At 32.9% G+C, this 23,525-nt stretch carries 18 protein-coding genes; 16 read left to right on the top strand and 2 right to left on the bottom strand.

Going from position 1 to position 23,525, the window contains the following annotated elements; translation table 11 throughout:
• The first annotated feature begins 8 nt into the window (after positions 1-8).
• The 12 genes from LF887_RS05240 (at position 9) to LF887_RS05295 (ending at position 18,623) form a co-directional block, all read left to right on the top strand.
• Entirely contained in the window at positions 9-10,364 is a 10,356-nt protein-coding gene (locus LF887_RS05240) for a SpvB/TcaC N-terminal domain-containing protein (RefSeq protein WP_236857741.1), read from the top strand.
• 1 nt (position 10,365) lies between these two features.
• Complete coding sequence (locus LF887_RS05245; protein WP_236857742.1) at positions 10,366-10,965, top strand: hypothetical protein; 600 nt, start codon at positions 10,366-10,368, stop codon at positions 10,963-10,965.
• Positions 10,966-11,266: 301 nt separating this feature from the next.
• On the top strand, positions 11,267-12,544 hold the full coding sequence (locus LF887_RS05250) for a polymorphic toxin-type HINT domain-containing protein (RefSeq protein ID WP_236857743.1): 1,278 nt from the start codon (positions 11,267-11,269) through the stop codon (positions 12,542-12,544).
• Positions 12,545-12,548: 4 nt separating this feature from the next.
• Positions 12,549-13,274 carry a hypothetical protein gene (locus tag LF887_RS05255; RefSeq protein WP_236857744.1) on the top strand — a complete coding sequence of 242 codons (726 nt, stop codon included), beginning with the start codon at positions 12,549-12,551 and terminating at the stop codon, positions 13,272-13,274.
• 137 nt (positions 13,275-13,411) lie between these two features.
• Positions 13,412-13,603, top strand: coding sequence for a hypothetical protein (locus tag LF887_RS05260; RefSeq protein WP_236857745.1), 192 nt, complete (start codon positions 13,412-13,414; stop codon positions 13,601-13,603).
• Positions 13,604-13,715: 112 nt separating this feature from the next.
• Positions 13,716-14,585, top strand: a complete 870-nt coding sequence (locus LF887_RS05265) for an RHS repeat-associated core domain-containing protein (RefSeq protein ID WP_236857746.1) — start codon at positions 13,716-13,718, stop codon at positions 14,583-14,585.
• Complete coding sequence (locus LF887_RS05270; RefSeq protein WP_236857747.1) at positions 14,582-15,313, top strand: barstar family protein; 732 nt, start codon at positions 14,582-14,584, stop codon at positions 15,311-15,313. Before LF887_RS05265 ends, LF887_RS05270 begins: the two co-directional genes overlap by 4 nt.
• Before the next feature lie 377 nt (positions 15,314-15,690).
• Positions 15,691-16,041, top strand: coding sequence for a hypothetical protein (locus LF887_RS05275; protein WP_236857748.1), 351 nt, complete (start codon positions 15,691-15,693; stop codon positions 16,039-16,041).
• A 194-nt stretch (positions 16,042-16,235) separates the two neighbouring features.
• Positions 16,236-16,487, top strand: a complete 252-nt coding sequence (locus tag LF887_RS05280; RefSeq protein ID WP_236857749.1) for a hypothetical protein — start codon at positions 16,236-16,238, stop codon at positions 16,485-16,487.
• 5 nt (positions 16,488-16,492) lie between these two features.
• Entirely contained in the window at positions 16,493-17,047 is a 555-nt protein-coding gene (locus tag LF887_RS05285) for a hypothetical protein (protein WP_236857750.1), read from the top strand.
• A gap of 213 nt (positions 17,048-17,260) precedes the next feature.
• Positions 17,261-18,181 carry an RHS repeat-associated core domain-containing protein gene (locus LF887_RS05290; protein ID WP_262912538.1) on the top strand — a complete coding sequence of 307 codons (921 nt, stop codon included), beginning with the start codon at positions 17,261-17,263 and terminating at the stop codon, positions 18,179-18,181.
• Complete coding sequence (locus tag LF887_RS05295; RefSeq protein WP_236857752.1) at positions 18,171-18,623, top strand: hypothetical protein; 453 nt, start codon at positions 18,171-18,173, stop codon at positions 18,621-18,623. The genes LF887_RS05290 and LF887_RS05295 overlap by 11 nt, the downstream gene beginning before the upstream one ends.
• Positions 18,624-18,662: 39 nt before the next feature.
• Here the strand turns inward: LF887_RS05295 and LF887_RS05300 are convergent.
• Positions 18,663-19,915, bottom strand: a protein-coding gene (locus LF887_RS05300) for an IS3 family transposase (RefSeq protein ID WP_236855320.1) whose coding sequence is annotated in 2 segments (ribosomal slippage) — positions 18,663-19,588 and positions 19,588-19,915 — 1,254 coding nt in all. Because the reading frame shifts where the segments join, the coding sequence is not laid out codon by codon here.
• Positions 19,916-20,124: 209 nt separating this feature from the next.
• Between LF887_RS05300 and LF887_RS05305 the strand changes: the two genes are divergently transcribed.
• Both LF887_RS05305 and LF887_RS05310 read left to right on the top strand, forming a co-directional pair.
• Positions 20,125-21,060, top strand: coding sequence for an RHS repeat-associated core domain-containing protein (locus LF887_RS05305; RefSeq protein ID WP_262912539.1), 936 nt, complete (start codon positions 20,125-20,127; stop codon positions 21,058-21,060).
• Positions 21,061-21,064: 4 nt separating this feature from the next.
• Complete coding sequence (locus tag LF887_RS05310) at positions 21,065-21,529, top strand: hypothetical protein (RefSeq protein WP_236857754.1); 465 nt, start codon at positions 21,065-21,067, stop codon at positions 21,527-21,529.
• Between the two features lie 58 nt (positions 21,530-21,587).
• Here the strand turns inward: LF887_RS05310 and LF887_RS05315 are convergent, their stop codons facing one another.
• Complete coding sequence (locus LF887_RS05315; protein ID WP_236857755.1) at positions 21,588-21,905, bottom strand: helix-turn-helix domain-containing protein; 318 nt, start codon at positions 21,903-21,905, stop codon at positions 21,588-21,590.
• A gap of 23 nt (positions 21,906-21,928) precedes the next feature.
• Between LF887_RS05315 and LF887_RS05320 the strand changes: the two genes are divergently transcribed.
• Both LF887_RS05320 and LF887_RS05325 read left to right on the top strand, forming a co-directional pair.
• Positions 21,929-22,984, top strand: a complete 1,056-nt coding sequence (locus LF887_RS05320; RefSeq protein WP_236857756.1) for an RHS repeat domain-containing protein — start codon at positions 21,929-21,931, stop codon at positions 22,982-22,984.
• A gap of 5 nt (positions 22,985-22,989) precedes the next feature.
• Positions 22,990-23,487 (top strand): hypothetical protein, encoded by a 498-nt coding sequence (locus tag LF887_RS05325; protein ID WP_236857757.1) that lies wholly within the window; start codon positions 22,990-22,992, stop codon positions 23,485-23,487.
• Positions 23,488-23,525 lie beyond the last annotated feature (38 nt).

Below are 23,525 nucleotides of genomic sequence, written 5' to 3' on the forward strand. Positions count from 1 at the left end.
ACTTTACCATGAAAATAAATACGGATCAATTTCCTGTTACCAAGAAATCGTTTCTGTTGATGTCTTTCTTTGTGTGTATGTTTGTTTTTGCAAGCTTTACCAAAGAAGACAGGCAGAAGGTACGGAGATTTAAGAAAGAACTGATGAGTAAATTGACCGATACAAAAGTTGATTTACCTGACAGTAATGCAAAAGAAAATTCTTTCAATCAATTAATACAATCAGAAACATCACCTCAAAAGAAGCTTTTGGGAGGTGATCATCCTTTATTTTTAGATTTGGCAAAGAAAAATACCAGACTTTCTGAGTTTAAAAATGAAGTTATTGATAATAATAATTTTTATTCATCCAAAGAGAAAGAAGGAACCATTGGTACCTTCACGGATCAGGAAGAAGATGAGGTTTCTGATAACTTTTTCACCATTGATATTCCATCTGTTGAAGAAAACACAATTGCTTATCTGGAATATGATTTATTTGGGTTGGCTTCCCATGAATCTGTATCCAGATCTGTTAATCATAATATTGCAATGGGAGGAGGGATTATTGTTCCTAGTGCCAAATGGAGTCATCAGAAAGAAGCTGTTAATTCGGAGCTTATCAAGGCTGGTTCTAATTCTATATTATTCACTTCACCTGCTTTTGGAGTAAAATATAAAGTAAAAAATTTACGCCTGGTTTTTGAAAAAGATAAAAAATCAAATGATAGGCCGATAGTAAGTTCTATGCTTTCGGGTGATCAGTTATATGTGAAAGGAAACACCGGATCTTTATCAGATATAGTGATTAATAATGAAGTGATTGCTGTAAAAAAAGGAGAGTTTGAAAAAGTAATCAGACTTTCAGAGAAAAATAAAGCGGATGGTGCATTTTCCATTACTGCAGGAGGGATTGTTAACACCTATAAAATCCCGGTTTCTACAAAAGCTTTTAAAATCGTTGATAATTACTATGCAAAACCAAAAGGAATTGAAGTTACAAAAGATAAAGAATTTAGTATAAGCTACGAAAATATGAATGTTTCTATTGAGAAAGAAACATCTGAATCAGCTTATATAGAAGTTCTAAAACTAAGAGAGAAAGATCTTCCTGCGGTATCTCAGGGGCTTAAAAATGTGACTCTGAACAATTCTGGTTATAGATTTTCCGTACTGTCGGGAAAGCTGGAGAAAAATGCAAAAATTAGCATTCCTTATGATGTTAAAAGATTGGGAATGTTTTCTCCTAAAGATATTAAGATCTTCCATTTTGATTATGCTAAAAAGCAATGGGTAGCAGATCAATCGGTAGTTGACGAGAAAAATAAAACAGTAACTGTAGAAGGGAAAGGAGATCACGATTATATCAACGGAATTATTTCCGCTCCGGAGTCTCCTCAGACAACAGCTTTTTCACCAACCAGTATCAGCGGATTAAAGGCTGCCGATCCTATGGCTGGAATGCAGCTGATGAATGCCCCTACAGCAAACCAGAAAGGTGATGCTAATATGAACTATCCCATTAGAGTGCCTGCAGGTTTGGGAGGAGTACAGCCTTCTTTGGCTATTGGATACAATAGTGGCGCCGGAAACGGATGGATGGGTGAAGGATGGGACCTTCAGGGATTGTCAGCCATTACAGTGGACACCAGATGGGGCACTCCTATGTTTGGAAGTGAAGAAACCGAGCTTTATACATTAGATGGAGAAATGCTGGTGTATCCCGGAGGTTATCTTCCACACAGGCATAATAATGTAAGTGAAGCATCTACAGATATCACAACAGCAAGACAACCAAGAAATCCGGCAGGAAAAAAGCAGTTCTATCTTAGAAAGAATCACGATTTTACTCTTATAGAAAGGGAAGGAGACGGTCCTGCTAATTATTCATGGAAGGTGACTTCTACAAACGGTACGAAAAGCTATTATGGTGGAAGTGATAATTCGGTTATAAAAAATGCAGAAGGCCAGATTGTTCATTGGGGATTGAGGATGGTAGAAGATACCCATGAAAATAAAATGATGTTTACCTACCAGAATAATACAAACGTAAACATTGGTACCGGTAATAATGCTAATGGAGGAACTTATTTCCATATTCAAAAGATAACCTATGGAAAAGGTCAGGATTATAGTGTCAGTTTTGTTACTGAAAATACCCTAACCAGAAAGGATATTAATATCAATGCCAAACAGGGAGTCAAAAGGGTAGAACCCTATCTTCTAAAAAGTGTTGATGTCAGTTATAAAACTCAAAAAATACGCAGTTACAGAGCAGAGTATGAAGATGGTCAGTTTTCAAAAACCAGATTGAGAAGATTATATATTCAGGGATATAATATTAAAGATCCTCATCCGCTTCCTATTGTGGATGATTATAATTTTGAATATTATAATGAAGTAGAAAATAATCAGATATTTGGAGCTGATACTCAGTTACAGGTAAATTATGAAAATCCATATCCTAGCATCATTGGAGATCTTTTGAAACCATCAAAAATTAATGGAAATATTTCTACAGAAAGCGGCCTGAATTTTAGAGCAGCAGCAGGATTGAATTTTTTCTATTCTTCAAATGATGCCTACGGTCACCTTATGTTTGGTTTCCCTTTCGGATATTCTACGGCTGAGGCCAAAAACGTGCAGCAGCTTATTGATTTTAATGGAGATGGAATACAGGATATGATCTACAGAACATCTTCCGGGCTTACTTATAGTGAAGGAAAATTAGATATATACGGTAGGCTGTCTTTCTTATCTCCTAAACCGATTTTAAATTATAATAGTAATTTTTCTTTTACTGAAACTAAAACCAATAATTCCGGATGGGATATGGGAGCCATTGTATACAGCAAGTCTTCTATTACTTCTACTTCAAAAGGAATTACCTCTACTTATCTTATTGATGCCAATTCTGATGGATTGGTTGATATTGTAAGTGATGGAAAGGTTTGGTTCAATAAATATAATTCGTCAGGACAGCCTGAAATGACTCAGCACTCAGAGTATACGGAGAATATGGTAGTTAAGGTAAAGCCGATAGCTCCTCCTCTTATACCACCTCCGGGACCTAAAGTTCCGCCGATTGTAGAGCCTGATTATCCTCCAACTCCTATTGCAGATGTAGTAAAAGTGTGGATAGCTTCTCAAGACGGTTATATTACTATCAATGATAATGTGAGTATAAGTGGTATTGACCCTTTAAACCCTAGCCCGGTAAATCCTTTAAATCCTACGGATAAGGCATATTATTCTATAGAGATTGCCAATCCGGATTATGTGCCAGGAGGTACCCTGCCAAATAATTTTTATAATGCGAGAGTTTTTCTTACTCAGCTTAATCCTAATAATCTGTCTCAATCTGTAACAATTTCCCGATATAATGATTATTATTCTCAGATTATTAATGTGCCGGCAGGAAATACACTGTATAATATCCACGGTGCAATCAATAATTCGAATAGATTATTTGTGAAAAGTGGGGATAAAGTGTATATAAGGCTTCATAAAAATGCGGACACAAATCTGCAGATAGATTCCAATCCTACTGTTACCTATATTGATCCTGCCACTGGGCTGGCTTTGAGAGGACGAAACCTTGAACAAGATCAATTTAAATTGAATAACGGAAGTTATGGAATCAATTTGTTTATGAATAATCTTATAGCACCAATATATCTGGATGCAGCAGGAACTGCACAGATTAGAGTTAATAGTATTAATTTTCCTTCTTCATCAGATAGTTTTACTTTTAAAGTAATCAAGGAAAATACTGTTACTGGGGCTGTAACGGTGCTTCATTCGCAAAGTTATAATCAGAGTACCACCTCTTTTGATACTCAGGATTATACAGATACAATAACAATAAATGCAGGTGAACCTGTTTATTTGAAATTTATTGTAGAGTCAGATACTAATACAGGATTTTTAGGTAACAACTGGAATAGTGCAATTACAGTTAACTATAAAGCAACTTCCCCATCTGTCAATTTGAAATTTTCTCCATCTGCTCAATATCCCTCATTTGCAGTGACTAAACTCAAGGAAAGGCTTGGTATTAGCGGGATGCAAACTAACCCTGTATTGAGTGGGTTTCATGATTTTGGAGTACAGATTAATAAAGATATTGCCAATGCTTCTACGTTGGGAACAGGAAGTTTTTACTATATAGTTAAAAAACTTGGACAGGTTATTGCTAAGAGAAAAGTAACTATTACTGCTGCACAAGGGATTGCTCCCACTGTGGTAGAAGAAAATATGCTAACAGGTCAGGCAATTCCGGGGATCGATCCTATTATAATTTATTCAGGTGATTTAACACAGCCTTCACTTGATTTGGGGTTCAATGTGCAGGTGTATTGCCAGACGGGAGCAGAATATGCATTATTTGATAAATACTCAGAATATTTCCAGGGAAAACCTTTTAATATATATTATGATACTTCTATCTTATTAACCAAGGTATGGCCTACGTCTGTGAATACGGCAATGTATAATACAAAATCGGCTATTTATAATAACTGGGGACAGTTCTTATATAAACCGAACAATGATGTGGAGTATAGCTATGGAACCCCTATTGAAGCTGAAGCATTCACTGGCAATGTAGCACTGCAGAATACCTATCCATCTTGTCAGGGATTAACCGGTCAGGCATTGACAGATTGTGTGGCATCCAATGGTAACACGACTTGCCAGGGGTTAAGTGGTCAGGCTTTTATAGATTGTGTGGCCTCAAATGGCAATCCGACTTCAGGGAACAATACTGTATCGCAATATGTTTCCCCAATGAAACCCTATTCTGTATGGATAATTCAAAATCGTCCTCTGCCGATGAAAAGAGTAGACAGTTGGATAGGAACTAGTACAGAACAGTTTTCAATGGCTACTTCTTTTAGAGATCATGAAGAAATAAGTTATTTTTCAAACCCTGTTCCAAATCCTCCTGCAATTTCACCTACCTCTCTTGTGAACGGAGTGCTGTCATTAGATACAACGATGAAAGCAATCAGTAAGAAACAAAGCAGCAGGTCGAAGAATACAACCAATGGACTAAGTGTGGGAACTGTAAGTGCAGGGAATTCCGAAACTCTACCCCTTAAAGATGGTAGTATTGAAACCCAGACATTTTCTGATATGAATGGAGACGGATATCCTGATATGGTGTATCCTGAATCTATACAATATACAAATTCTGTAGGAAGTTTGGACGATATAAAACTCGTTGCTACTGGTGATTTTCCAACAAATACATACAGTTATTTAAAAGTAAATTCCTTAGGATTTTCCTTTAATGTCTTTTCAGCCAGTGGAAGAGATAAAGCAAATGGACCCACCGGTACATCTTCAAAAAGTAATAATTCAATGCCTTGGTCTGTAGGGGTAACTGCGGGGGCTGGGGCCAGTGATTATTTTAATTCATATGATTCCGGAAGAGCATTTTGGACAGATGTTAACGGTGATGGATTACCAGATAGAATTATCGATTATAATACGATAATGTTTAATCTTGGGAAAAGTTTATCAGAACCCACGTCTTATCAGAATATGATTTCTTATCGTTCTCATCCAATAGGAGGCCTTAATTTTTCTATAGGAGGGGGCCTTGGATCTTTTGCTAATCTGAGTGCTTTGAGTAATTTTGGTTTTGGAATAAGTGCAAGTGCAGGAGGATCTGGTTCTAAAGGAACAGCAGAAGTCGTATATGAAGATATTAATGGAGATGGACTTATTGATATTGTGGAGGTAGATAACAATAATAAATCAGCAAAAGTTCGTTATAACCTGGGGAATAAATTTGATACAGCAGTTCCATTACTTAAAGCAGCTGGAAAGGTCGACTTTACAGAAGAAACGGGATCTTACAACGGATATGTGTCTTTTGGTGGAAATATGATGCTGAATTTTGGGCCTATTCCAATTATTCCACCTGCAATTCTGGTTATTTTCATAAAAGCAGGGGCAGGAGCTACTGCAAATTTAGGGATCAATGTTTCCGAAACTAAAAAAGCTTTCAGAGATATGAACGGGGATGGATTCCCTGATCTGGTAGTAGATACTAATGATGGTTTCATTGTTAACTATTCTTTAATCGGACAAACGAACAAACTTAAAACAGTTACCCATGCTATTACAAAGGGGCAGTATACTGTGAATTATAAGTTTACACAGCCTAATTATAAGGACCCTCATGCTAAACTGGTGGTAGATGAAGTGAGAATACTGAATCCTGATGTATTCAGTACCAACTATACTCAGTCGGATGCAACGAAAGATATTGTAACGAAATATACATTTGAAAAATCTAAATATGACAGAAGAGAAAGAGACAACTTTGGATTTGAAAAAGTAACCAGCGAGCAATTAAGTGCTGCCGGAAGTACATACCGTAAAACAGTAGATACATATTATAATACAAGCTATTTCTTAAACGGATTAATTAAAGAAAGTAAAATCCTTTCAGGAAATGATGAGTTAATTTCTAAAGTTAACTATAACTATCATGTGTATAGATTTAAAGATAATGTAACTAAAATTGATGCAAATTATTTACCGGAAGGTTTTGATACGGGAGGAACAGAAGGTAGGAAAATGGCAGTTGTCCTATTGGATAAAAAAGTCAATACGAGATATGAAAATGGCGGAGAGGTTGAAACTACGGAAAAAATGGAGTATGATTATAATACCGGATTGGTTTCAAATTATACCTATACCAGCCCTACCAATTCGTATAAATCAGCCATACAGTACTGGGGACAGTTAAATAATAATATTATAGGGGTACCAAAGCAAATTAATGTATATGACGGAACAGGTTCTACACTTTTAAGACAGAGAAGTACACAAAACGTTAATGCAAATACCGGGGATATAGGAAAATATATTGTATTTGACGGTTCTCAAAATATTGAAACAGATTATACTTATGAAACATCAGGAAATGTGAAAACAGTAACTTATCCTCCTGATGAAACTTCAAACAGATACTCAATATCTTATGAGTATGATGGTGAGACAGGTAAATATGTAGCGAGAGCGACCGATGCTTTTGGGTATATTTCTTTTGGGGAATATAACCCGTATTTCGATGTTTTGACAAAGAGTACAGATATTACAGGTAATGTAATTTACTATGCATATGATGATTTTGGAAGAATGGTTGCCGTAAATGATCCTTATAGCCTTGCCGGAAACTCTACTTTAACACATTCTTATTATTTTGATCACTACGGTATTCCAAATTCCAACCAGACTATTAAAATATTCCGTGCCACAACCTCACATTATGATGCTGATCATCCGACTAATCTGATCAATACAGACTCCTATTCAGATTTTATGGGAAGGGTGATACAGGTGAAGAAAGATGTTGATATTAACGGAACCGAACGTAGATCCATTTCAGGAAGGCCGGTATTTGACGTATTGGGAAGACAGGTTTATCAGTACCAACCTCAGGAAGGTGATCTTCAGGATAATAATTTGAATCTGAATCTCAGCCAATATATGCTGGCAAATACTTATGATGTTTCAGATAGAATTACCAATGTAAAATACGAAGATGGGGTTGAAAAATCAATTCGCTACGAAATAGAAGGTAATCTTTTTAAAACCACAGAAGAACTTGATGTTACAAAAACAGAAACCTTTACCAATGCAGAAGGGCAAGTTGTTGAGAAAGTAAATTATCTAGATAGTGATCCGTTGTCTACAAAGTTTGAATATAATACGGTAGGTGAGCTCTTAAAAGTGATTGATCCGCAGGGGATTAAAACTACCTATCAATATAACCTTGCAGGAAGAAGGACAGAAATGATGCATCCTGATAAAGGACTCACTACTTATGTATATGATTCTGCGGGTCATTTAATTAAGTTTGGGACGGCAAACCTTGCGAATGATCCTACTATACAGACGCATCAGATTCATTATAGATATGATAAGAACAGGCTTACTGATATTGAACTTCCTAATCTTCCAACCGGTACAGTAAATCCTAATAACGTTCATTATGATTATATGCCTGCCAATTCAGGAAATAACTCAGGAAGGATCATTACAAAAACAGATGGTACAGGATATACTACCTATAATTATGGAAAACTAGGTGAAGTAATATCGGAAACACGTAGAATATTCGGATATAATATTCCAACCATGGAATTCAAAACAGATTATGTGTATGACAGCTGGAATCGTCTAAAAAAACTGACGTATCCTGATGGAGAACAACTTTCCTACAGCTATGATCTTGGAGGAAATTTAAAGACTGTAACCAATGGTAGTTACAATTATATTCAGAACATCAGGTATGATCATTATGAGCAGAGAACAGGTACAGATTATGGAAACGGAACCAAAACCACTTATTCATATTTAGATACCAACAGAAGGTTAAGCTATTTTGGTCTTTGGAGTACGACAAATCAATTCTTATCCAACAGATATGATTATGATAAGAGAGGAAATATTGTCCGTCTTGGTAATGATGTAGGGGTAACTCAAAATCAGATGGGAGGTACCTATGCTTTCAAATATGGATATGATACCTTAAACAGATTGATTGGTACAGAAAGTGATATGGGACTTAACGATAAAGGAGGAACTCCTACAACGCCGAATAATTCTCCTTATTCACAAAGTAACTCGCATTTCGATCTGAAGAGAATAAGATATAACGAAAGTGGGGGAATGGTGCTGAAAGAGCAGGTTCATCAAATTAATCAGCAGCCGGAGCCATTAAATACGTATTCTAACAATTATAAGTATATACCGGATACCCATAAGGTAGAGGCGATCATTGATGGTAATATCAGTGGAGCGCAACAGTTTTTCAGTTATGATGATAATGGTAATACGATCAAGCATGCCGATGAATTTGGTGCGAAGCAGATGTTCTGGGATGAACAGGATCGTATGAAGGCTTTTTACAGTGATGACTCTGGTGTATATCAGTATTATGCGTATGATGATAAAGGAGAAAGAACCATTAAGTATAATCTTCACGGAAGCTCTCAACTGTATCAGAACGGAGAACTGGTAGATCCGGGCAGTTTAAGTCTGAATGATTATACGTTGTATCCTAACCCATATGTAACGGTGGCTTTAAACGGACAGTATACCAAACATTATTTTGAAGGTTCAACACGTTTTGCAAGCAGAGTTATGGATGGCAGTAATGTTTTCATTCCATTAAACCTTGTAAGAACTCCTGGTCAGGAAACGACAATGAAAGAGCCGGATCCTGCAGCTGACTTTAAAACATATCTTGAAAAAGCTGGAATAGGAGACATTTCCGTATCAGAGATGAATACTTTAAACGGACCAGCAAGCCAGTTAGGATTATATTATTTACATACTGACCATTTGGGAACTGCTACATTTGTTACCAATTCCAGCGGTCAGAGTACACAATTTTTCTTAAATTTACCATTCGGGGAAACGATGCTGGAGCAACGAACAGGAGTATATAATAATCCGTATAAGTTCAATGCCAAAGAGCTTGACAGAGAAACAGGGCTGTATTATTATGGAGCAAGATATTATAACCCAAGAGCAAGTATTTGGTATGGTGTTGACCCGCTAGCAGAGAAAATGCCGAGTTGGAGTCCATATGTATATACTTTTGATAATCCTGTCAGATTTACCGACCCTGACGGGCAAGTTCCGAATGATATTGTTTTTATGGGGCTTAATGGTCGAGAAATTCATAGAATTAAAAGTAATACGGTTTTTAAGACCTATATGATTGATATTAATACAAGAAGTGTTGCAGTGAGTGGCTTGACAGCAAATGGAGGTAAAGGATGGACAGAAGCAGCAATGCCCAATGTAATACAAGAAAAAGGAGGTGGTGATACTACTGGATCAATTTATCAAAAATATGATTATTTAATTGCGGCAGAAACTGGATATTTTAATCAATACAAAAATGCTGGTATTACACCTAAGCATACAAATGGTTCAAGTATTGACGATCCATCTACAGTACCAGATTTAGATCCAACTTTAGTCAAATCTACAATTATGCAAGAATCTATGATGGGAACATATGATGCAAATCCTAATGATCTAAATAATTCAAAATCTGATATTATGCAAGCAAATGTTTACTATGGTGAAAATTCAAATGATTGGGGAAAAGGACATAAAATGCAATTTGGACTAACAAAAGGAGGAGGAGCTACTCCAGAGCAATCAGTTAATGCAGGTATTGGATTGATGTATCAAAAGGGGCTTACAACAAGTAGCGGAAAAACAAGATGGACAGGTGGAAAGAAGTGGGATAATGCAAGTAAAAACTATAATGGTGGCGGAGCTTCAAATTATGGAAATGTATTGATAATGAGAGATGCAGCAAAAAAACCACAGCCTAAAAATTACTAATATGAAAAATTTTTTATATTTATTTTGTTTAATAATATTATCTTACTGTCATAAAGTAACCCCGCAGAAAGAAGAAAAATCAAAACTATTAGGAAATCTACCTAGCATAATTATAGATGGTAGTAGTCTGACAAGAAGGAATGTATCCTTTGATTGTATTGAATTTAAAAATAAAAAAATACAAGATAATTTTAATTTTTTAAATACTAATATTGTTTATTACGGTATCAATACAATTAATAAGAATAAATTAAATGATTTTCAATATTATAAACTATTTTTAGTTGAAATACCTTTTTTAAATTTTCTGCCAAATGATTTTATTGAGGGTAATTTTAAGTTTAATAAATATTTTAAGAAAGTAGAAAATTATGGAGATTGTCATGTTGGGGAATTTATCTTTTTAAATAAAATTAATTCAAGACAGAACAAAGCCTATGTATTATTTAATACCAGTCGAAATGAAGTGACAATTTGGTATTATGACAATATGAAATTTGATCAAAGCAATATTGTTTTAACTTATAGTATTAAAGGAATTAATTCTTATTATATAGTCAAATACTCAAAAGAATGTGAAGCTTTTATTCCTTTAGAATAATGGCTGTCAAATAAATTAAAATTTTATAACATAAACCCCACCGCAATTTGCGATGGGGTTTGTTATTAATTTTCAAACTGCTTATCTAAAATACCTAGACAACCTTCCATCCGCTGGCAAAGTCTCCTGACTTTGAGGTACAAATAAAACAGAGAGTCCAAATTAAGATTTAAAGTTGATCCTAATAAAAGCTTGCATTTTGCAAGGTTTTGTGCTTTAAGAATAGCTTTTATCATTGGTAATTTTATCTTTCAACAGTTAAAGTACTCGGTTTTTCTTAAATTTACCATTCTGGGAAACGATGCTGGAGCAAAGAACGGGAGTATATAATAATCCATATAAGTTCAATGTAAAAGAACTGGATAAGGAAACCGGATTGTATTATTACGGAGCAAGATATTATAATCCGAGAGCGAGTATCTGGTATGGGGTAGATCCGCTGGCAGTTTACAACCCTGCAATGGAGACTCAGTTTTACGGTGAAGGACAACATAATGGAGGAGTATTTTATTGGGGTAATCTAAATCCTTATATATACACTTATCAAAACCCAATAAAATATATAGACCCTAATGGTAAACAATCTCTTGGTAAACAATCCCTTCCACAATTACTAGAAGAGGGATTAAATATCTTACATGAAACAAAAATTGGCAGAAAGATATATAGATGGGGTAATAGCTTAGACGAAGAAACTCAAAAAGATATTTTAAAGAAAACACCTTTAGGTGGGTTAATAAAATTTCAAGAATTTGTAACTAATTTACAAAGGCCTTATGTAATTCCAATACCAGGTATTAACAAACCATGTGGTTGCTTTACATCTGGGACACAGGTTTTAGCTGAAAAAGGATATAAAAATATTGAAGAAGTAAAAGAAGGAGATCTGGTTTGGGCTTATGATGAGACAAGTGGAAACCTAGAGCTTAAGAAAGTAATTAGTACTATTACACTAGATTTTTCGCAAGTTTTTAAATTATATATTGGAGATGAAGTCATTGAAGCAACACATGAACATCCTTTCTTTATTGGAGGAAAATGGCTCAAAGTTGACGAACTCAAAGTTGGTGATTATGTTACTTTATATGATGGAACCACAAAGAGAATAGATAAAATAGATTTTATAAGAAATGGAAATTTTAAAGTACATAATTTTGAAGTTGAAGATTATCATTCTTATTTTGTAGGGAAAAATAAAGTTTTAGTTCATAATGGTTCACCATGTGAATATTTGCCAGTAAGCTTGCCGAAAGATAAATCTACTGGTATGCAAATAGCAGGAGCAAAAGAATTAAATAAAGGTATTAAAGATTTATCAGCAGGGAGATATGTTGAACCACGATTTGATGATAATGGTTTTCAAAAGACATATAATGTTTCCCTAACAACTAATCCATCACAAACACAAATATTATTTGATGGAGCTTTAGAATATAAAGTTAATGTGTCTGGTGCTGGAGATAATTACAGAATATTATACAAAGCAAGTATAAATGAAAAAACAGGTAAATGGGAAGAACATGTAGGATATACCTTTGATCATTATAGAACAATACACGAATATAAAAAGAAAGATTAGTATTATGGATTTACTAGAAATATCACTTAGAATTAATGAAAAGGAATTTTTCAAATGTAATTATATTCAATTAGTTCCTTATTCCAGAACTTCTTTACGAAAAATAATTTTTAAAAATATTAAATTAATTAATAAAGATATTGATTTACTAAGTGGAGAGTATGACTTTTATGTAGCATATAAAAATCAAAAACTAGAACGAGGTGAAATTAATTGGTTTGATATGTACATGATTTTTTCTGATATATTTACAAAAGATATTAATGATGGGGATGATATTGAGATTAAATCAATAATGTCACATGATAAACATATTTTTTATGAACAAGACGTCATTGATACATATAATTTATGGCAAAATGATAAAGAAATAAATTGGAATGAAATAGATACTGATTTTAAATATTCATACGTGTCAGCTTGTTTTTATTGGTCAAAAACACCCTCTAAATTTATTAATTATGAAATAGTAATTGACTGTCTTATGATAAAAGAACAAATTGATTTATTCTATTATTTAGGAAAAGAAATATTTGGAGAAAGAGCGTACTGTGGTTCAAATTTCTATCAGTTTGAGGATTGCATTTCAATGATATGTACAAAAGGACCACAAGAACTACCTTTTATTGTTTTTAAAAATTTTAATAAATTAAATTCTGAAAATATTATTAATGATATAAAACATTTAATAACATTTTTTAGATCTAAAAAAATGACAGTAGAATTTTAGATACTCCCGCACCACAAAGTCCCAACCCTCGCTCCGTTGAGGTGAAAAAACAAATAACTTAATTCAACATTATAAAAACCTCGCAAAAACGCGAGGTTTTTTCATTAAGCAAACACGAGTAATCCTATATTTGCCCCATGAAACGATTAATGCTGTACGTACTTTTCCCTGTATTTCTATTCTCACAGACTACCGGAAAAGTAATCAAAATTTCAGATGGAGATACCATTACTTTACTGCTAGAAGGCAACCAGCAAAAAAGATCAGGCCGGCCGAAGTCGATTGTCCGGAAGACGAGTAGAGGTTTGGTGAAATATTATGTTTTGTAGACTATTAAAATGATACTATCTACATAATGACCATTTAGGAACGGCAATATTTGTAACTAATTCCAGTGCGCAGACTACGCAATTTTTCTTAAATTTACCATTCGGAGAAACGATGCTCGAGCAACGAACAGGAGTATATAATAATCCGTATAAGTTCAATGCAAAAGAGCTGGATAAGGAAACCGGATTGTATTATTACGGAGCAAGGTATTATAACCCGAGAGCGAGTATCTGGTATGGAGTAGATCCGCTGGCAGTTTACAACCCTGCAATGGAGACTCAGTTTTATGGAGATGGACAACATAATGGAGGAGTATACTTCTGGGGGAATCTTAACCCGTATATTTATACCTATCAGAGTCCAATTAATTTAATTGATCCTAATGGTAAACAGGCAGCTTCTAAAGCTCATCGGGGAGGAGGTTATAGAGGTATTGGAATTCCAATACCTATGTACGAACATCAGGGTGTTTATCTTCCTTTTCCTGTTCATACCCAAGAAGAATATAGGGAAGGTTTTAATAAATTGGGAAATGACCTTAAGGCAGTAACAGTAATTGGGTTTACTGCAGTTGCTGTTTCTACATCTGATGTATGGATACCTTTAATTGATAAATATAAGCAAGCTGTTAATTGGTCGAATAGAATTTTACACTCCAAGAAAGAATCTGAATTTGCTCCAACAAATAATGGCGAGGTAAATAAAGAAATCGTTGAGGTAGCAGCCGGAAGAGGAACTACAAGAAAAAACCCTGATGGAAGTGATAAAATATTTGAAGGACGTGAATATAGAAACGGAGAAGAAGGATATGGTAGTCAAAAAGGGTGGATTGGTTCTGTAGAGTATGAGGTTAAAGGACCTGGATTATCACATAATAGAATATTAAAGAGAACAAATAAAGACGGTAGCATTAAATACGGATATAGCACGAGTAAGGATTATAAGAAAATTCATGAAATAAAGAAAAAAGAAAGTAAATGATAATACAATTAAATGATAAGTATTTTGGAATAAATTATATCAATTTAAAGAGAAATGAAAATATTATAGAAGATAAATTGCTTTTAAGAATTGACAATGTTTTTAGACAAGATATTTTGGATCAAATTGAAAATAATGGTCGGTTAAAAATCTATACTGAGAACAGAAATAATCATTCTTTTTGTTTATATGAAACTAAATTTATAACAGATTACATCTATTTACTTGAAGAACATAATAATGAGGAGGAAATAATATTAAATGTTGTTATGTTGAATAATAAAAGTGCTTTAAGTGATAGTTATAACCAACATATTGTTGATATTTTTTATAAGTGGGAGCAAGGTATTGAAACTGACTGGTTCAGTATTAATAACTTAGAAATAAAACGGTCATATCTGGATGCATGCTATCTATGGAGTTGTCAATCATTTGAACTGAAAAATATTAATGAAATAAATATAAAAGGTGAATTTATTAGATATAAAGAAGATTTGTATTATTATTTAGGAGAATATTTAATTGGTACGAGGGGCTATTTTGGAAGTAATTTAGATTCTTTTGAAGATTTTTTAATTGATATTGTAAAAAATAACAAAATCAATATAAAGATAGTATTTACTAATTCAGATGTAATAATTAAAAATACAAATAATTTTTTTTTTCAAGAAGTTGTTAGCTTATTAGAAAAAGCTAAATTCAAAGTTGAAATAATATCATCTGAGTAAGACCTTGCTCCAAAAAGTCTCAGATGGTCTTATAGAAGTTATGGCTCATGAATTTGGAAAACATGCAACAATGCATGCGAGATACTTAAAACTTTTAAATTCGGGTAATATTGAATAACTGGAACAAGAACAAAATATAAATTTTGAAGGGGATCACATGAAATCTACAAACCCAAGAGGAGCAAAAGTTTATGATGGGATAATGAATGATTTAGGATTAAAACCACAATGGCCAAACGAACTTAAAGCGAAGTAATCATGAAATTAATTTATTATATTTTTTTATTTCTTTTCTTCTCTTGTTCTCTTGTTCAGATAAGGATTATAGTTCTGTTTTAAAAAGTTCAAAAGATTTAGATAATTCTTATAATGTAACAATGACAAATAATGGAACCCAATTATCTATTGTGAGTCTTTATAAAGATGGAAGCAGTGATACGGAATTTTATTTTTTGAAAAAAGATAAAGAGTTTTATAGTTGTGATAAATCGTTCTCAAGCGATAGCATTGGTAAGCAAGTTTTGTTATCTTCAATAAAAAATTATGAAAGTTACAAAGGAAATAAATATAAAGGAGATAGCTTAATTATAAAAAAAAATAAAAATGGAGATTATATGACTTTATATAAATCAATTAGTTACAAAAGAATTCTGAAAATGGAATATCACTATGATAAAGATTATAAAATAAATAAAATTATTTTTAATAATACGGTTTATGTTAGGTAGATTAATTAAAACAAAATCCCCACATTTCAACAAAATTTTTATAACGACAACAATAAATTATTAACCAAAAACTCTACTTTTGAGTGTGCCAAAGGTGGGAAGTGTTCAAAAACAGGGAAGTCTTCAGACAAATTGGAATTGTTAATTATCAAGGTGAAAATTTTAAACATAGTATATTTCATGAAATAGGTCATATGTTAGGACTAGGAGAAGGATATAAGCAAGCTGGAATTCCATATCCTAATGAAAATTCAAATATTATTATGGATAATGATGGTCTTTTTAATGTAACTGCACAACAGAAAGGGGAAGCTGCTTGGGTTCCTTTAAATGTCAATGAAGGAGACGTATACAAAGCTTCTGCATCTGGAAGTAATCCAAATTTTAGAAGATCATCAGAATTTAAAAAAGCTGTTGAAAATTTTAATAAGGCAAATACTCGATAGAAATAATGAATAAATTTATTATACTAATAGTTTTAACAATTATAGTTAATTCCTGTCAAAAGCAGAAGGCAGAAAATATATATGAAAAAATGAGTATTAGAAATGTTAGTTTTGAAGTTCCATCAAACTTTGTATTAAAAAAAAGCAATAGTGTAGATACGAGTGTTTATGATATATTTTTCCACAAAAAAAATATCGGCTCAGTTTATTTGGGAGCTTACTATAAACCATTTACAGAAGATTATTCTATCACTGAAGAAAAAGAAATTTATGACATAGTCACTTCAAAAGGAGCTAAAATTTATTACTCTAAATATTTGGATATTGACTATAAAAATGGAATTTTCAATGATAATTATTATTACTTTGACACTATAAATAAAAATGTAGCACGGGTAATGCTCCCTAAGAGATTTAATAAAGGCTTAATAGGTATTTATTTTGATAGTGTAGATACATATAATAATAAATTTGCTATTATTAGCAATGATGTAACTGAAGAAAATAAAAAGACATTTCTAAAAATTTTTAAAACAATTAAAATTGAAAAAAATAGATAGGGATAACTATATAAGTTATATTCCATCAAATTTTTGGTTTAGAGATAAAGCAAACGGTTTACTTTAATACACTACAAAACCTCGCAAAATGTGAGGTTTTGTATTTCATAAGAGATCCGGAAATTAATAAATGTATTTCGCTTTAAAAATTCTTATTTGAAACTTTGAGATAATAATGAAGTTGTCAATTTACATACATAGGACCAACTCAATATTTTCTTAAATTTACCATTCGGGGAAACGATGCTGGAGCAACGAACGGGAGTATATAATAATCCATATAAGTTCAATGCAAAAGAGCTGGATAAGGAAACCGGATTGTATTATTACGGAGCAAGGTATTATAACCCGAGAGCAAGTATTTGGTATGGTGTTGACCCGTTAGCGGAGAAGATGCCAAGCTGGTCGCCGTACGCTTACGCCTTTGATAATCCCGTGAAATTTGTAGACCCGGACGGAAGAATGCCAATGCCACCAGATGACCATTTTGATCAAAACGGCAAGTTCTTATATACCGATAATAGAAAAACTAATAACATAGTAATTCACGTGCCATATACTAAAGATAATTCAAACATTATACAAGGTATGTCGAATAGTATGTTTGGAACTAGTTATGGAATTGAGAAAGGTGTTAAAGAAGTTCAATTAAAAGATTATAATTTTAATAATGCTAAAGATTTTTCTGTACTGAATAATATTGCGAAGCATTATGCAAAAGACGCTGGAGTTAATGTAAATGATTTATATAACGATAACTTTTCCGTTGGAGCATTTAACAATGTCAAATATGAAGGAGGAACAGCTTCTGGTAACAAATTAGGATTTAATGGTGGGAATTTTTGGGGGCAAAATGAGAATGGGAACATTCCAATGATGCACACAGACGGAAACAAAGTTACCTTTGATGTATACAATAATCGTATAGCAGATTCTGATTTGAATAATAAATATAATTTCATTAGTGTTTTAGGGCACGAGGGAAGTTCAAAAGGACATTTAGGTATGCCGAATGCAAAGCATTCTACTATATATACTAATCAGAAAAACAGACCACTCTTCCAATATACGACCCCGGAATTTAAAAAACACGTTAATGATAATATCAAATTTTATAAAGCAAATGGAGATTAAGTTTTTAAGATTTTTCATTATAATTATTGTTTCACAGTTCATTGTTGGATGCAATTTTGAAAAATCCCCGCATATAATAAAACAAGAATTATTATATGACCACTCTAAAAAGGAGGATAAATTTGATGTTTCTCTTAAAACTACTTTTAAATATGATAAAAAAACAGGAGATGATGAGTTTTTTTTAGCCATAGGAAAAGACAAAATAAAACTTATACCAAAAGCAAGAAATCAAAATGAAGTAGAATATATATCCTATTTTAAAACAAAAGAATCTATATATGCTGATAGTACTTTTGTAAATAAAATCAAATTTAGTCCTATTCTAAATTCAGAAAATAAGGAAATAAAAAAGAATGATGATTATAAGTTTGATATAAGATCAACTTTATGGATAGGGGATGATAAACAGAATCCCTATATAAAATTAAAATATGACTAGTCCTGAAAAAGGTTGACTAGTTTTATAAGTTAAATATACTTAAATCAGAGTAGGGATTTTCCTATTCTGATTTTGTTTTTTATAGGTTTTTAATTTCACATTATTTTTCATGTGTACTTGGCTTGGAATATTATAATGTAATGAAAAATGGGGTCTCAAATTATTATAATAGTAAATTGATTGATCAAGCTGTCGAGAGAGATTTTTAAAATTTTCAAAAGTACCAATCAATCCAAATTCATATTTTAGAATGCCATTCACTCTTTCTGCTACAGCATTTTCATAAGGATCCGAGTTCTCTGTCATACTGATAAGAATATCATTCTTCTTTAGCATTTCGGTATATTCTTTACTACAATACTGTAAACCTCTGTCTGAATGATGAATTAAGGGATGTTTATATACCCGATTCCTTATGGCTTGTTTTAATGCCTTCAATGTAGAACTGGTCTGTAAATTATCACTCAATTCATATCCTACAATTTTTTTTGAATAAGCATCAGTAATCAGGTGAAGATAATAATTCCTCTCTTTAGTTTTCAGATAGGTAATATCTGCTACCCAAACCTTCTCTGAACATTTCAATTCTTTTTCTTTGATGATATTGGGATATTTCTTCATCCAATGTCTGGAGTTCGTTGTTTTAAAGTAACTGTGTCTTCTGGGAATTAAAAGATAATTTGATCTTAAAATCTTAAACAATCCATCTCTTCCTATTTGAATGCTTTCTTTGTTAAAATCATTTTTAAGTAAGAAATAAAGTTTCCGAGTACCTATTTTAGGCATCTTTTTGCGAATTGATACTACTAATTCTATAATTCTTTCTTGATTATTATTTAAACTCGGCCGGCTCCTTCTTTTGTAATAAGCTTGTTTACTGTATCCAAACAATCGGCAGATATCTTCTACTGGAAGATTCGTATGTGCCTTTATTTCCTGGATTGATTGGAACCAGACTTTTTTACAATTTCAATCTTTAATTCACGTTCAGCGATTTCTATAAATTTCCTAAAGACCTTGAGTTCTTCTTCCTTTTTTGATAAAGCTGCCTCAAGCTCTTTAATCTTTTGTTTCTGTGGGTCTTTCATGGGCCTGCCTTTACTTATTTGTTTTTCATAAGTAAAGTTACCATATTTTATTAACCATTTCGGAATACATGAATTACCACGGATATTGTATCGTGTTTGCAATTGGGATTTTGTATATAATCCCCGTTCATATTCAGAGACAACTTGTCTTTTGAAGGCCTCACTGTACTCATGTACAGGACCTGATGTTTTTTTTGAATCCATAACGCTGACTGGTTTTATTGTTTTTTAGTCAACTTTTTTCAGGACGAGACAATAAAACAATAAACCCTCGCTTTGCGAGGGTTTATTGTTTTATTGATCAGGCCGGCCGAAGTCGATTGTCCGGAAGACGAGTAGAGGTTTGGTGAAATATTATGTTTTGTAGACTATTAAAATGATACTATCTACATAATGACCATTTAGGAACGGCAATATTTGTAACTAATTCCAGTGCGCAGACTACGCAATTTTTCTTAAATTTACCATTCGGGGAAACGATGCTGGAGCAACGAACAGGAGTATATAATAATCCGTATAAGTTCAATGCCAAAGAGCTTGACAGAGAAACAGGGCTGTATTATTATGGAGCAAGATATTATAACCCAAGAGCAAGTATTTGGTATGGGGTGGATCCACTAGCAGTCTACAATCCTGTAATGGAAAGTGAATTTTATGGAGACGGACAACACAACGGAGGGGTCTACAACTCTGGGAATCTTAATCCTTATATTTACTGTTATCAGAATCCAATTGTTTATGTTGACCCGAATGGGAAGCAAAACTATTCTTCAATAATAAGTGGGAAATTCTCTGCTTTAGGTAGAGCTATTGATGATGGATCAAAAGAAGTAGCTTCTCAAGTTACAACAAGAGGATTTGGAGCTGTACAAATGGTAGGAGGAGCAGTTGAAACAGTTGTAGGAGGTATTGGTGGGGTTCTTACTTCGGAAACAGGAGTTGGGGCAGCTCTAGGCTATATCACAGCGGCAAATGGTATAGACAATACCATTACTGGGGCAAAGCAGCTATGGACAGGAGAAAGTCAAGATACTTATTTGCACAAAGGTGTAGTAGCGGGTTCTAAAGCGGCAGGTGCAAGTGATGATACAGCTGAGAAAATTGCTACCGGTGCTGATATTGCAACTATGGGCTTAGGAGGAGGAAAAACGGTCAAAAGTTCTAAGAATTTAGAACCAATGGTTGATTTTAAAAATGTTAACAAAAGCGGAAAATGGCAACTTGGTACTAGGGCTACGAATACAAACAAGCATTTACGATTAGAGCGCCATAAAATTGATGGCAAAATGAACACGCATATAAACCACGGTACTCAAGGTAAAAAGCATTGGCCACCACTTAAGAAATAATAGTATGAATTTCATTGAATTCTTAGATAAATTAGAAGTTAGTATTCCTATTTATAAAGATGAATTTTATCAACAGATATTAATTTTTTTGTTAAAAAAATACAAAAAATTAAAGAAATCGTTTTGTATTTTAGATTGTGAAATTTCAAAAAATGGTCATTTTGTTGAATTAAAAAAAAATGATTCTTTTTTCTTTGAATTGAATTTTAATCAAAAAGATATTCATTTGATAATTAATCATTTTGAAGAAATGTTCTTTTTTGATGATACTAATTTTAGATTAAATTATCAGAATATTTTTAATAAGATTTTTGACGGTAATTATAAAATTATAGAGTCTTCTTCTTATTTTTCAACTTATACGAGATTATATTTTAATGATGAAATAGAAAAAATGAATAGTGATATTTTAACTATAAAAAATAAGTCATATAATGTTATTCAAGGAGAATCTTTAATTGATACTTAAAAACCTCATTACGAAAAGTTTATAAAACAGAATCCCTCGCAAAGCGAGGGATTCTGTTTTATAAAGCTGCTACATTTTTATTAAAAAAATCTTTAAATTTTTGTTTGGTAATCATAGTTTCGAGCATAGCGAAGATTACATTTTTGTCTTTTTCTTCCAGTCCATTTATTAATCTTACCTGTTCTATCAGGGTTTTATCTTCTACCACAACTTCCGTAGGAACTTCATTATCAGGATGCACAATCTGATCAATGGAAACGCTATAAAATTTAGCCAGTTTATCAAGCATCCCAACGGAAGCTTCACGCTGGTTGTTCTCAATTTTATTGTAGTGAGAAATCCCCAAGCCAATTTCTGTAGCGACTTGTTTTTGCACAAGTCTCTGATCAGGGAACAGCATTGAAAGAGCCTGATACAGAAGTGGATTTTAAAACATATCTTGAGAAAGCAGGTGTAGAAGATATTTCCGTTTCGGAGTTAAATACTTTAAATGCGCCAACAATGCAGCAAGGTTTATATTATTTGCATACTGACCATTTAGGAACGGCAACATTTGTAACTAATTCCAGTGCGCAGACTACGCAGTTTTTCTTAAATTTACCATTCGGGGAAACGATGCTTGAGCAGCGGACAGGAGTATATAATAATCCATATAAGTTCAATGCCAAAGAACTGGATAAAGAAACTGGATTGTATTATTACGGAGCAAGATATTATAACCCAAGAGCGAGTATCTGGTATGGAGTGGATCCGGTGGCAGTGTATAATCCTTCAATGGAGACTCAGTTTTATGGAAATGGGCAGCATAATGGAGGAGTATATTTCTGGGGAAATCTTAATCCATATATATATACCTATCAGAATCCAATAAAGTATATTGATCCTGATGGTAAACAGGTTGTTACTCCTTTTATAGTCCCACCCCCTCCATTGGTTCCAGGTGCAATACCTTCTAATAAAAAAGAGAGCGGAGTTTATTATAGACCAGGAATACCTTTTCCTATTTTTGATACTGGTTCTTTATTAGAGGGTGTTAATAAACAGCTGGATAAAAGTAACGTTGTAATGTTAGGATTCACACTCGTAGCTGTAGAGGGTTTTAAGGAGGTGTATAATAGAACAAAAAGCAGTTTATCAGTATTGTTTTCAGATAATCTTCGACCTGAAAAAGGCTATGAGGGTACTGGAAAACATGGCTTAAAATGGAAAGAAGGAGGAGCAGAAGCTAAAAAAACACTTATTCCGCAAGGACAATGGGGAAGCAAAGAAGATTTGGATTATGCAGGGCAAAAGGCTTCTGAGCTAAAACCAAGAGAAGGTGCTGAATTTGAACTACCAATAGATACAAAGAGTGTAGTTCATATGCCTGACGGGAGTACTAAGAAAGCCACCCATATGTGGCTTAGAAATAATGGAAATGGAAAAACATTTCATGGTTATCCAAAAGTTAAATAATATTTATGTTTAAAATAATTTTAAATCCTCCACATATTGTGGAGGAACAATCATTGAAGGAATATGAATCAATAGGAGAATTAATTGAAGGTATTTTTCCTTTAAGTACAGATTTTTTTTATATCAGTTGGAATAATATTGATGTTTCTCTTTCTTATAAATATGACTTATCTATAATATTTGAAGATTTTGTATATATAATCAAATTTTTAGAATCAAAAGACAGAATACTTAAATTGGCTTTTCCATCAAATACCTTTAACGTTGTTTGGAATATAAGAAAAGAGGGTAATAATATTAGTATATTATCACAATGGAATACTGTATTGAGTCATAATGAAAAAACATTAAATGACAATTCATTTTTAAACATTGATTCTAATTTATTTAAAAACGAACTGTCAAAAATATTGAAATTTATTTATGAAATTATTATTAATAAGAAAGAAAGCATTAATGGACAATTATTAAATGATATATTCTATAATAAACCTAATATTTAATTTATACTCCAGTCCCCGCTCCGCATTCTATGACAACA

It is taken from the genome of Chryseobacterium sp. MEBOG06 (assembly GCF_021869765.1).
Lineage (GTDB): Bacteria > Bacteroidota > Bacteroidia > Flavobacteriales > Weeksellaceae > Chryseobacterium.

Coding starts and splice junctions, on each gene's coding strand:
- LF887_RS05240 (WP_236857741.1), top strand. CDS start 9: ATGAAAATAAATACGGATCAATTTCCTGTTACCAAGAAATCGTTTCTG.
- LF887_RS05245 (WP_236857742.1), top strand. CDS start 10,366: ATGAAAAATTTTTTATATTTATTTTGTTTAATAATATTATCTTACTGT.
- LF887_RS05250 (WP_236857743.1), top strand. CDS start 11,267: ATGCTGGAGCAAAGAACGGGAGTATATAATAATCCATATAAGTTCAAT.
- LF887_RS05255 (WP_236857744.1), top strand. CDS start 12,549: ATGGATTTACTAGAAATATCACTTAGAATTAATGAAAAGGAATTTTTC.
- LF887_RS05260 (WP_236857745.1), top strand. CDS start 13,412: ATGAAACGATTAATGCTGTACGTACTTTTCCCTGTATTTCTATTCTCA.
- LF887_RS05265 (WP_236857746.1), top strand. CDS start 13,716: ATGCTCGAGCAACGAACAGGAGTATATAATAATCCGTATAAGTTCAAT.
- LF887_RS05270 (WP_236857747.1), top strand. CDS start 14,582: ATGATAATACAATTAAATGATAAGTATTTTGGAATAAATTATATCAAT.
- LF887_RS05275 (WP_236857748.1), top strand. CDS start 15,691: ATGACAAATAATGGAACCCAATTATCTATTGTGAGTCTTTATAAAGAT.
- LF887_RS05280 (WP_236857749.1), top strand. CDS start 16,236: ATGTTAGGACTAGGAGAAGGATATAAGCAAGCTGGAATTCCATATCCT.
- LF887_RS05285 (WP_236857750.1), top strand. CDS start 16,493: ATGAATAAATTTATTATACTAATAGTTTTAACAATTATAGTTAATTCC.
- LF887_RS05295 (WP_236857752.1), top strand. CDS start 18,171: ATGGAGATTAAGTTTTTAAGATTTTTCATTATAATTATTGTTTCACAG.
- LF887_RS05310 (WP_236857754.1), top strand. CDS start 21,065: ATGAATTTCATTGAATTCTTAGATAAATTAGAAGTTAGTATTCCTATT.
- LF887_RS05325 (WP_236857757.1), top strand. CDS start 22,990: ATGTTTAAAATAATTTTAAATCCTCCACATATTGTGGAGGAACAATCA.